Consider the following 9,856-nt stretch of genomic DNA (forward strand, 5'->3'; position numbering starts at 1 on the left):
TACCTCCTTTTGAGTATTTTACTCAAATGCTATTGCAGTTTATTACGGTATATGCCGTTTTATTCTGCATAAACGTATCAGATTAAACAGTGTATAACTATATTCGGGAAGTAAAAAACCTAGCAATTCTGAAAGGAGATTAGCGAAAAATTAAGTTTTTTTACAAATGCTTAACAAAAACTTGGCACTAAGCTCATAATATAGGAAACTAATTAGCGAGGGTTAATAACCCCAAGATTTAACGAAAAAAAAGTTGAATCAAATTTAATAAAAACAAAAAAATTAACTCAATTTAGGAGATTAACTTAAAATGTACGACGCATTCACAAGGGTTGTTTCTCAGGCTGACGCTCGTGGAGAATTCTTATCCACCTCTCAAATCGATGCTTTAAGCCAAATGGTAGCAGAAAGCAACAAACGTATGGATACTGTTAACCGTATCACCAGCAACGCTTCCGCTATCGTAACCAACGCTGCTCGTTCTTTATTTGCTGAACAGCCTCAATTAATCGCTCCCGGTGGCAACGCTTACACCAGCCGTCGTATGGCTGCTTGTCTTCGTGACATGGAAATCATCTTACGTTATGTTACCTACGCTATTTTCTCCGGTGATGCTTCCGTATTAGAAGATCGTTGCTTAAACGGACTTCGTGAAACCTACTTAGCTTTAGGTACTCCCGGTTCTTCCGTTGCTGTTGGCGTACAAAAAATGAAAGATGCTGCTTTAGCAATCGCTAACGACACCAACAATATTACCCTTGGTGATTGTAGTGCTTTAATGGCTGAAGTTGCTACCTACTTCGATCGTGCTGCTGCTGCAGTAGCTTAGTCTCAAAGCTACCCCATAAGTCAAAAATAGTTTACGTTAACAACAACATAATTTTAGGAGAATATTAGACAATGAAAACCCCTTTAACTGAAGCAGTATCTGCAGCCGATTCTCAAGGTCGTTTCCTCAGCAGCACCGAAATTCAAACCGCTTTCGGTCGTTTCCGTCAAGCTAATGCTAGTTTAACCGCTGCTAAATCTTTGACTGAAAATGCTCAACGTTTAACTGACGGTGCAGCTAACGCTGTTTACAGCAAATTCCCTTACACCACAACCACCCCCGGTGCTAACTATGCTTCTACCTCTGAAGGTAAAGCAAAATGTTCTCGTGACATCGGTTACTACCTCCGTATGGTTACCTACTGTTTAGTAGCTGGTGGTACTGGTCCTATGGATGAATACTTAATCGCTGGTATCGATGAAATCAACCGTAGTTTTGATTTATCTCCTAGCTGGTACATCGAGGCTTTAAAATATATCAAAGCTAACCATGGTTTAAGTGGCGATCCTGCTGTTGAAGCTAATTCTTACCTTGACTATGCTATCAATGCTCTTAGCTAGTTTCTAAGTTATTTATATCAGCTGTTAGTGAAGCTAATTTAACTTTTCCTCACAATCCTTGTTAGTTCAAGGTTGAAATAAACTATAATCATCGCCTGAGAAGGTTTGCGAATACAAGTTATTTATTGTGTTTGTTGACTCTTTCGGGCGATGTTTGCTTTTGTTTATAAATTTATTTATGAAAATCAATCGTTATTACCTCTCAATTTTTATGATTATTATAGTGTTAGGGGCGCTGGAAGGGCGCGCTTCATCCAATGCGTTACCCAATTTTTGGTTACTTACATTGACAACCATGATTAGTTTCTTTTTTGCTTATTTAATAACTAAAACTATACAAAAAGAGTGATTATTTTGCTATTACTAAATTACAACAATAATTAGCATTAATATTTAAGGTTTCTAAATGCCAAGTTTGCCTAATATTATTGCTAAGAATGACAGGCGCCCTCCGCCGTAAGTCATAGCCTAATTCCATAGTATTTAATCCCCCTGATAATCCCTCCCCTGTAGCTTTTAAAAAGGCTTCTTTCGCCGTCCAAAATTGATAGAATAACTCAGCTTTTTTATCTTGATTAATTTGTTTAATTAATTGATATTCAGAAGGACAAAAAAAACGCTCTGCTAATTCCTCATGTTTAAGTATTTTATCATTTTTTTCTATATCGATGCCGATAATTTTTTCTGAAATAGCATAAATAACCATATCTTCCGTATGGGATAAATTAAAATTCAGAGCAGAATTTGTTAAAAATGGCTTACCTTTTATTGTGTAGCTAAACTCTATATCTTGAGGATTTATTTTTAAATGATTAGCCAAAATAATCTTTAGTAAACTACGATAAATTATCGCTAAATTTTGTCTATTTTTCTGTTTAAAATTACTGATTTTAATTAACTCTTGATGGGATAAGATAGTAAATAATGAATCAATTTCACTTAAAAATATTTCTGGTTGACAATAGTAAATAGAAACATTATCAATGTCAAAAAAACTAACTTGATCCAAGTACATAAAAAACTTAACTCTTTCCTGTAACTTTCTAAGATATAATAATGAGTTTGTTATCGATAATATAGTTAATTTTATTAGAAATCGTGAAAATTATTTGCTCCCAAACAGACCTTAAAAATAATCTCTCATTAGTAAGTAGGGCAGTACCAGCGCGCCCCACCCATCCCATTTTAGCTAATGTGTTATTAGTTGCCAACGCCGAAAAAAATCTCGTCACCCTCACTGGATTTGATCTAAACTTAGGTATGCGTACCAGTTTTCCAGCCGAAGTATTAGAAGAAGGTACAATTACCATCCCTGCCAAGTTATTTAACGACATTGTCATCAAATTACCAGAGGGCGACATTACCATCGGTTTTGAACAAGAAGAATTAGATGATAATCCTTTAGTAGCCATTGAGTCATTATTCGGTAAATTTCAACTGCGGGGAGTCACCGGCGACGAATATCCCGAATTACCCCAAGTGGCGAAGGAAGATGCTTTAATGTTGCCCATTACCGCCCTCACGGAAGGCTTAAAAGGCTCATTATTTGCCGCTAGCACCGATGAAAGTAAGCAGATTTTGACGGGCATTCATTTAACCCGCAACCTCGATACCCTCGAATTTGCTGCCACCGATGGCCACCGTTTAGCGGTGGTGAAAACCACTGATGACAAAGGGGAGGAGGAAGAAGAAGCCACCGACACAAATATTTCTGTTAATGAAGAACAAAATTTTACCATGACGATTCCGGCAAGGGCGCTGAGAGAATTAGAAAAAATTTTGACCACTGCCAAAGAAGAAGATAATATTGCTCTTTATGTGGATGATAACCAAGTAGTCTTTGAATTGGGTTCTCAAAATCTCACCAGTCGCAAGTTGGAGGGCGCTTATCCTAATTATAATCAACTGATTCCTAATAAATTCCAGCGCACCATGGTGGTGGAAAGAAAACGTTTGATTGAGAGTTTAGAAAGGGTTTCCGTTTTATCTGATCAAAAAAATAATCTAGTTAAATTTAGTTTAAATCCTGAACAATCTCTAGTTTATTTATCAGTGGATGCCAAAGAGTTAGGAAGCGCCAAAGAATCGGTTGCGGCGGAAATTACGGGGGAAGGTTTCGAGATTGGTTTTAACATCAAGTATCTCATGGATGGGTTGAGGGCGCTGTCTAGTAATGAAATTACTTTTCATTTCAACGGTGCTACTCAACCAGTAATTGCCACCCCTTTAAGTGGTTTACAAATGACTTATTTAATTATGCCCGTGCAAATTAGGGATTAGTTTTTTTTCTCTGAGAAAAAGAGGTTTTCAAATAATAACTAATCAATTATTCTCGAAGATTACTCCCCTCTCCTGCGGGAGAGGGGTTGGGGGTGAGGGCAAAGTATTTTGATACCTATTTTAAAAAATTTCCCACTAAAAAGTATCAAAAGATACCACTTCTGCTAAATCTAATTGTCCCGCCCTTTCCCTAGCAGGTTTAACAGCTTTACCCACCACAATCATAAAAGAAAGTACATAATCATCAGGTAAATTAATAATTTCTGCTACCTTCTGAAAGTCAAAACCAACCATAGGGCAAGTATCATAACCCATGGCTTTTGCTGCTAACATGATAGTCTGACCTGCAATACCTGCTGAACGCATAGCTTCATCTCGTTGTAATTCTGGTTTATCATTATAAAAACCAACCATCATGGGAATCATTTCATTTTGCACGGCTTCGGGCGCATTACGCCAATATCTTTGAGGCTCTTTTTCATAGGCTTTTAAGTCACCACAAATTAAAACCACAATGGAAGCGTCACTAACTTGAGCTTGATTAAAGGAAGCTGATTTGAGTTGGTTTTTAACTTCTTGATCTTTTACTACCACAAAACGCCAATTTTGCATATTAAAAGAGGTAGGAGATAATAAGGTATATTCCATCAAACTTCTAATTTCTTCATCAGTCATTTTATGCTCAGGATCGTAGTATTTAACCGATCTTCTTTCGGTAATCGCAGTTAAAGTGTCCATAAGTTCTCATTCATAAGATATCATCATTATCATAACCTCACTTTGAGATAAAAAGGTCAAAAGGCAGGTATCAGGTTGCAGGTTGCAGGTTTCAGGTGTAATTTTCAGACGATGATATAATTCGAGCAAAAAATTAAACCGAAAAAATCAGTTAGGATATATTTTTTGTCAATTCTTTCACTGAATACCTAACACCTTTACAGCACCGAAAATTTTATCTTCAACTCAGGTGGTATCAAAAATTATTGAGACAAATGAGCAATTTATGAAAAATAACTATTTGGCTTAAATCTTTAATTTATAAGCATTTCACCTGAAACCTGACACCCGAAACCTGACACCTCCCCTCACCACTCCACTTTTTCAGCACCACCTAATTAAGTTTATGGTTATAATAATTTTCTGAAGCGCAAATGGCGGAATTGGCAGACGCGCTAGATTCAGATTCTAGTGTCTTCACAGACTTCCGGGTTCAAGTCCCGGTTTGCGCATTTCTTTTATACTTCTTGCCGTGAAATATCAGAGAATTTTATTATCTTTATTGTTGACGATGTTTTTCCCTGTTTTGCCTCACGAGGTAAAATCCAGCGCCCTCCCCTGCCCATCAGACATCAATACTTTAGGCAATGCTTTAGTCAAAGATTTACCGGATTATACTAACCGCATTTTACAAAAAAATTCGCGCGCCGATTCTCTCCCCGTGTATGTCATCACCGCTAGTCTGCCAGAATTTGAACCGTTACCCCTCACCCAAACCCAATATCGAAGCCAAAAAACCTCAGAGATTAGACAGATTTTTTTTACTACCCTGGAAAGACATTACTCACAAAATCAAACCATCTATCAAACCCAAAATTACTATTGGTTATTGTTAACTCCCACTCCTAAAGGTTGGGAAATGGTTACTTTATTAACTAAATTAGGTCATTCTCAACAAGATACACTCATAACACCACCTTTTGATAATAGTAACGGGGTGACGGGCGCTGGGATTAAAACTTGGTTAAGAGACCAACAATTTTCCTGTCCTAAAGAATCGTAAGCTAGTTTGTAAGTAACTAAGCAAAATTAATTGTGACTTTTATTTTTTTCAAAGCTATAATAATATCAAGTTCGTTTGATCACTTATAAATAGAAATGTTGATTTTCTTAGGGTTGTGCAAGAATTTAATTGTAACTATTTAAGCGAACTTGATATAAGTTATCGAGCAAGATTAATTGTATATAGGCTCCAACAAATCAAAAACATGGGTTTTTAAATGTTATTTTCATAGTTACAGGCGGAGAAATGGAGTCTTTATGTGCAAAAGTGTTGGTAAAAAAGGAAAAGAGGTAACTTATATCCTATATATTAAAAATAACGCCGATAATTAGGGTCTGCTGAATAAATCAACACCCTAGTTAAATAAAGATTTCAAGGATAACTTACATCCGAAAGAGTGTAAAAAATAGCGTTTTTTCTTGTTAAAAATCAACAATCGTTGATGAAAATTAAGAATTTGTAAGAAGCGATGATTTTGCTGAAACCTTTAATTTATCAACCTTCTCACTTCCCAATAGACTAATCACCAATAAATTTGCGCCCGTAAATATAAGTAAGATGTTTTAAATGGTTAGCCATCTGATCATCCAGCGCCCCTCCTCGATAGCGCCAAGACCAATTTTCTTCCACAGTGCCGGGAGTATTCATTTTCGACTCACTACCCAAACCCAATAAATCCTGTACAGGAAAAATCGCTATATTTGCCACAGAAGCTAAAGCCAGACGAATTAAACTCCAATGAATACCTTGATCGGTTAAAGCGCCTAAATAATCCAACACCCTTTGACGCTCTTCAAAAGAACGTTTAGTAAACCAACCCACCGTAGTATCATTATCATGAGTACCAGTGTAAGCCACACAATTAGGGGTTGTATAATTATAAGGTAAGAATCCATTAGCCCGATCTGAATCAAAAGCAAAATGTAACACCTTCATACCCGGAAAATTGTACTTATCCCTCAACGCTTCCACCTCAGGCGTAATTACCCCTAAATCTTCCGCCACAATAGGTAAAACCCCCAACTCCTGCTCCAAAATAGCAAAAAAATCATCCCCCAGCGCCCTCACCCATTCCCCATTCATAGCCGTAGTTTCCCCTTGAGGCACTGCCCAAAACGACTCAAAACCACGAAAATGATCAATACGCATTATATCTACATATTCCAACATTCCCTTAATGCGTTGTACCCACCAAGCAAAATTTGTCCCCTGTAACTCATCCCAATCATACACAGGATTTCCCCATAACTGCCCCGTTTCACTAAAATAATCAGGAGGCACACCCGCCATAGAAGCCGCAGCGCCCGTCACCTCATCCAAACAAAAAATACCTTGATTTGCCCACACATCCACACTATCGTGCGCTACATAAATAGGAATATCCCCAAAAATTTTTACTTGACGCTCATTAGCATAACTTTTCAAATTAGACCACTGACGAAAGAAGCTAAACTGTAAAAACTTATGGTAAAACATTTCATCACCTAATTTCATCTGCCAACGGTGAATCGCTTCCGGCTGACGTTTAGCAATATCTTGGTCCCATTGAAACCAAGCTCGATCCTGATGATACTCCTTCAACGCCATAAACAAGGAATAATCCTCTAGCCAATAACCATAATCCTCACAAAAACGGCGAAAATCTGCCTTATATTCATCCTCATCTTTCTCCTGAAAAGCATTAAACGCCTTACGTAAAAGGGGAAATTTACTTTCAATGACTAAATCATAATTTACCCGTGAAGGATTTTGTTTATCAAAAATTTCCTCTATCTCCTGCAAATCTTCCTCCGTCAGTAAGCCATCCCCGAAAAGAACATCTAAACTAATTAATAAAGGATTTCCCGCCAACGCTGAATAAGCCAAATAGGGTGAATTACCTTTTCCAGTCGGTCCTAACGGCAAAATTTGCCATACTTGTTGATCACTTTGGTGTAAAAAATCTACAAAACCATAAGCACCCTCCCCCAAATCTCCCACACCGTAACGACTAGGCAAAGAAGTAGGATGAAGCAAAACACCACTGCAACGACGATCAAACATGATTAAATCAGTAATAATTGGGCAAAGAGAAATTCAACATGAAAAACAACGGGTAACAGAGAAACAAGATCAATTTTGACATTTTCCGTATCAGAATTGATGTTAACTTTTGAGGATGTCTAATACTTAATATCTCCCTAAAAATTTTAACTGTTCTCTATTTACCCCTCGTAACGTTATAAGTCTCCTCTCAAAGCATAAAGGATAAAAACAATTACTGGACCAGCAACTAAAATTAAGCCCACAGAAGTTAACTGTAAAATCACCTCAAAATCAACACCACTAAAGAAATTTGTAATAAAGTCCATATTTACTCCTAAATAATTAAACTATGATTTATTATTAATGACCTCGCCATAATACTTCTAACCGCAACACCGTTAACATGATCAAACTGTGAGCGGGAAGTTTGCCGACAAAGTCTAAATTTTTAATTATCAATCTATTGACAAAATATATCATACTAGGAAAGGTTGCCCTCTTAAATCTGAAATTTAGGGAAATATATTAAGTTTTATTACATTTTTTAATTATGAGTAAATGGCTTTGTATGGAACGTTGTGGCGCTTGTTGTCACCTCGATCCCAGCGATCGACCTGATCTTGACGTATATTTACAACCAGACGAATTAGAACTTTATCTCAGCATGGTAGGGGAAGACGGTTGGTGTATCAACTATAGCCATGAGATGAGAAAATGTAACATTTATGAAGATAGACCTCGTTTTTGTCGAGTTAAACCTGATACTTTTCATCAAATGTATGGGGTCATAGAAGAGGACTTTAACGATTTTGCCGTTGATTGTTGTTTTCAGCAAATTGATGGGGTTTATGGGGAAGATAGTCCCGAATACAGCAATTATTTATCTGCTACCAATGATGAGGAGTAATGGTCTTAAATTTTGGATGACTCGTTAAATTGCAGTTGAATTTCAGTTCCCATCACCTAATCATTCAACTTCTCTAAGAATTGAGCTAGAAAGCGGAAATAATCTGACACAAGACAAAACAATAAACTAGAGAATCAAACGGCAAATTTCCGAAGCATTATTTGTCCCCGCACGATGATCACTAGCAGAAGAAGCAAAAGTGTGAGTGTATCTATCATCTTGATAAAATCTAATTTTATGGTGTTTATTATCTACAAATTGAAAACCTAAATGACCCAAATCCCTACGCATTTTCGGATTCAAACTGCGATAATTATTAAATAAATCATGAATTTCTTTTTTCAAACTTTCTAAACTTCCATTACTAGGATTATTGTGTAGTAAATCTCTTAAAATATGATCCCTACGACTACCTTCATAAACATTATGGAGACTTTGTTTAAGTAAATCTAAAATAATTTCTTTAATTTCATCAGGATAAAAATTTTTTTCTCTTATGTAAAAATAAATCCTTTCTCTTTGGTCACTAGAATCATTATCACTGTTGTTCACTGCCATTAGATGAGATGATAACTGATTACACTTATTCTGTAACTCCACTAATTCAGATTTTTGGTTTTGATTTTCCTCTGCTAAAAATTTGTTTTCTGCTTCTAAATCTGTAACCTTTTGTTCAAGTTTTTTTGTATCTTCTTCAATGCTTTCATATAAATAAATAACATCTTCCTCTGCTCGTTGTTTTTCCATTTCTATTTGCTCAACTTTCTCCTGAATCGTTAGAGCTAATTCTTCTGCTTTTTCTTTTTCTTTAATTGCTTGTTCACATTTTAAAATAGCCATTTTAACTAATTCTTTCGCCTGTTGTTTTTCTATTTTTATTTGCTCAAACTTAATTTGAGTAATTCTAGCTAATTCCTCTGCTTTTTTCTTCTCAGCTGTTATTTTATAATTTTCTCTTTTTATGAGATTTAATTGTCTTTTGATTTCTTGTTTTTCACCCATTAGCTGTTCAATTTTAGCATTAACTTGTTGTTGAGATTCCTCAGCGCCCTTCCTCTCACGGATAATTTGTTCAATTTTATGCCTAACTTGGCTTAGTTCGCTTTCCGTGGCCTCCTTTTCTCTAATTACTTCTCTTAAGTTTTGTAAAGTTCTTGTTAATTTTTCTTCGGTAATTAATTTTTGTTGAACTGCTCGTAATTCATTTTCTCGTGATATTTTCAGCAAATAAGAGGCAACGGAAATAGTCGATAATAGAATAATCCCTGTAATCATAGTGGAAAGGGTTATAAACTTATATATTCATTATAAAGAAAAGACCCCTGATCGTAATTGATAATGAACAATGGACAATGGATAATGAAAAACTACTAATTATCTTCTGATACATTTATGCGGCACAATACGGTATATCCCCGTAGCCACAATAGCATCACCATCAAAAGAGATAGTGAAGGTCGTATCCGACAAAACTT

At 36.1% G+C, this 9,856-nt stretch carries 11 protein-coding genes and 1 tRNA gene; 7 read left to right on the forward strand and 5 right to left on the reverse strand.

Annotation, left to right across the window (positions count from 1 at the left end):
• Positions 1-310: 310 nt before the first annotated feature.
• The 3 genes from IGQ45_12015 (at position 311) to IGQ45_12025 (ending at position 1,738) form a co-directional block, all read left to right on the forward strand.
• On the forward strand, positions 311-829 hold the full coding sequence (locus tag IGQ45_12015; GenBank protein ID MBF2057911.1) for a phycocyanin subunit beta: 519 nt from the start codon (positions 311-313) through the stop codon (positions 827-829).
• A 71-nt stretch (positions 830-900) separates the two neighbouring features.
• Entirely contained in the window at positions 901-1,389 is a 489-nt protein-coding gene (cpcA, locus tag IGQ45_12020; protein MBF2057912.1) for a phycocyanin subunit alpha, read from the forward strand.
• A gap of 211 nt (positions 1,390-1,600) precedes the next feature.
• Entirely contained in the window at positions 1,601-1,738 is a 138-nt protein-coding gene (locus IGQ45_12025; protein MBF2057913.1) for a hypothetical protein, read from the forward strand.
• On the opposite strand, the gene IGQ45_12030 is transcribed toward IGQ45_12025, so the two are convergent.
• Positions 1,739-2,404, reverse strand: coding sequence for a 4'-phosphopantetheinyl transferase superfamily protein (locus IGQ45_12030; GenBank protein MBF2057914.1), 666 nt, complete (start codon positions 2,402-2,404; stop codon positions 1,739-1,741). It lies immediately after the preceding gene.
• 83 nt (positions 2,405-2,487) lie between these two features.
• On the opposite strand from IGQ45_12030, the gene IGQ45_12035 reads away from it, so the two are divergent.
• Positions 2,488-3,669 carry a DNA polymerase III subunit beta gene (locus IGQ45_12035; protein MBF2057915.1) on the forward strand — a complete coding sequence of 394 codons (1,182 nt, stop codon included), beginning with the start codon at positions 2,488-2,490 and terminating at the stop codon, positions 3,667-3,669.
• 135 nt (positions 3,670-3,804) lie between these two features.
• Here IGQ45_12035 and IGQ45_12040 read toward each other — a convergent pair whose 3' ends face one another.
• Entirely contained in the window at positions 3,805-4,407 is a 603-nt protein-coding gene (locus tag IGQ45_12040) for a nitroreductase family protein (protein MBF2057916.1), read from the reverse strand.
• A 407-nt stretch (positions 4,408-4,814) separates the two neighbouring features.
• On the opposite strand from IGQ45_12040, the gene IGQ45_12045 reads away from it, so the two are divergent.
• Together IGQ45_12045 and IGQ45_12050 are read left to right on the forward strand one after the other, a co-directional pair.
• A tRNA-Leu gene (locus IGQ45_12045) sits at positions 4,815-4,898 on the forward strand.
• Complete coding sequence (locus tag IGQ45_12050) at positions 4,892-5,449, forward strand: hypothetical protein (GenBank protein ID MBF2057917.1); 558 nt, start codon at positions 4,892-4,894, stop codon at positions 5,447-5,449. The genes IGQ45_12045 and IGQ45_12050 overlap by 7 nt, the downstream gene beginning before the upstream one ends.
• A gap of 519 nt (positions 5,450-5,968) precedes the next feature.
• Here the strand turns inward: IGQ45_12050 and malQ are convergent.
• A complete protein-coding gene (gene malQ / locus IGQ45_12055; protein MBF2057918.1) occupies positions 5,969-7,492 on the reverse strand; it encodes a 4-alpha-glucanotransferase in 1,524 nt (507 codons plus the stop codon).
• Between the two features lie 176 nt (positions 7,493-7,668).
• Positions 7,669-7,800 (reverse strand): photosystem II reaction center protein Ycf12, encoded by a 132-nt coding sequence (locus IGQ45_12060; GenBank protein ID MBF2057919.1) that lies wholly within the window; start codon positions 7,798-7,800, stop codon positions 7,669-7,671.
• 224 nt (positions 7,801-8,024) lie between these two features.
• Between IGQ45_12060 and IGQ45_12065 the strand changes: the two genes are divergently transcribed.
• Entirely contained in the window at positions 8,025-8,381 is a 357-nt protein-coding gene (locus tag IGQ45_12065; GenBank protein ID MBF2057920.1) for a YkgJ family cysteine cluster protein, read from the forward strand.
• A 126-nt stretch (positions 8,382-8,507) separates the two neighbouring features.
• Here IGQ45_12065 and IGQ45_12070 read toward each other — a convergent pair whose 3' ends face one another.
• Complete coding sequence (locus tag IGQ45_12070; protein ID MBF2057921.1) at positions 8,508-9,656, reverse strand: hypothetical protein; 1,149 nt, start codon at positions 9,654-9,656, stop codon at positions 8,508-8,510.
• Positions 9,657-9,856: the final 200 nt, after the last annotated feature.

Origin of the sequence: Cyanobacterium sp. T60_A2020_053, from assembly GCA_015272165.1 — a bacterium.
Taxonomy (GTDB): domain Bacteria; phylum Cyanobacteriota; class Cyanobacteriia; order Cyanobacteriales; family Cyanobacteriaceae; genus Cyanobacterium.

Bases quoted from the DNA above. Each gene is read 5' to 3' on its own strand.
- IGQ45_12030 (MBF2057914.1), bottom strand. From the start codon at position 2,404: ATGTACTTGGATCAAGTTAGTTTTTTTGACATTGATAATGTTTCTATT.
- IGQ45_12025 (MBF2057913.1), top strand. From the start codon at position 1,601: ATGATTATTATAGTGTTAGGGGCGCTGGAAGGGCGCGCTTCATCCAAT.
- cpcA (MBF2057912.1), top strand. From the start codon at position 901: ATGAAAACCCCTTTAACTGAAGCAGTATCTGCAGCCGATTCTCAAGGT.
- IGQ45_12070 (MBF2057921.1), bottom strand. From the start codon at position 9,656: ATGATTACAGGGATTATTCTATTATCGACTATTTCCGTTGCCTCTTAT.
- IGQ45_12015 (MBF2057911.1), top strand. From the start codon at position 311: ATGTACGACGCATTCACAAGGGTTGTTTCTCAGGCTGACGCTCGTGGA.
- IGQ45_12060 (MBF2057919.1), bottom strand. From the start codon at position 7,800: ATGGACTTTATTACAAATTTCTTTAGTGGTGTTGATTTTGAGGTGATT.
- malQ (MBF2057918.1), bottom strand. From the start codon at position 7,492: ATGTTTGATCGTCGTTGCAGTGGTGTTTTGCTTCATCCTACTTCTTTG.
- IGQ45_12040 (MBF2057916.1), bottom strand. From the start codon at position 4,407: ATGGACACTTTAACTGCGATTACCGAAAGAAGATCGGTTAAATACTAC.
- IGQ45_12065 (MBF2057920.1), top strand. From the start codon at position 8,025: ATGAGTAAATGGCTTTGTATGGAACGTTGTGGCGCTTGTTGTCACCTC.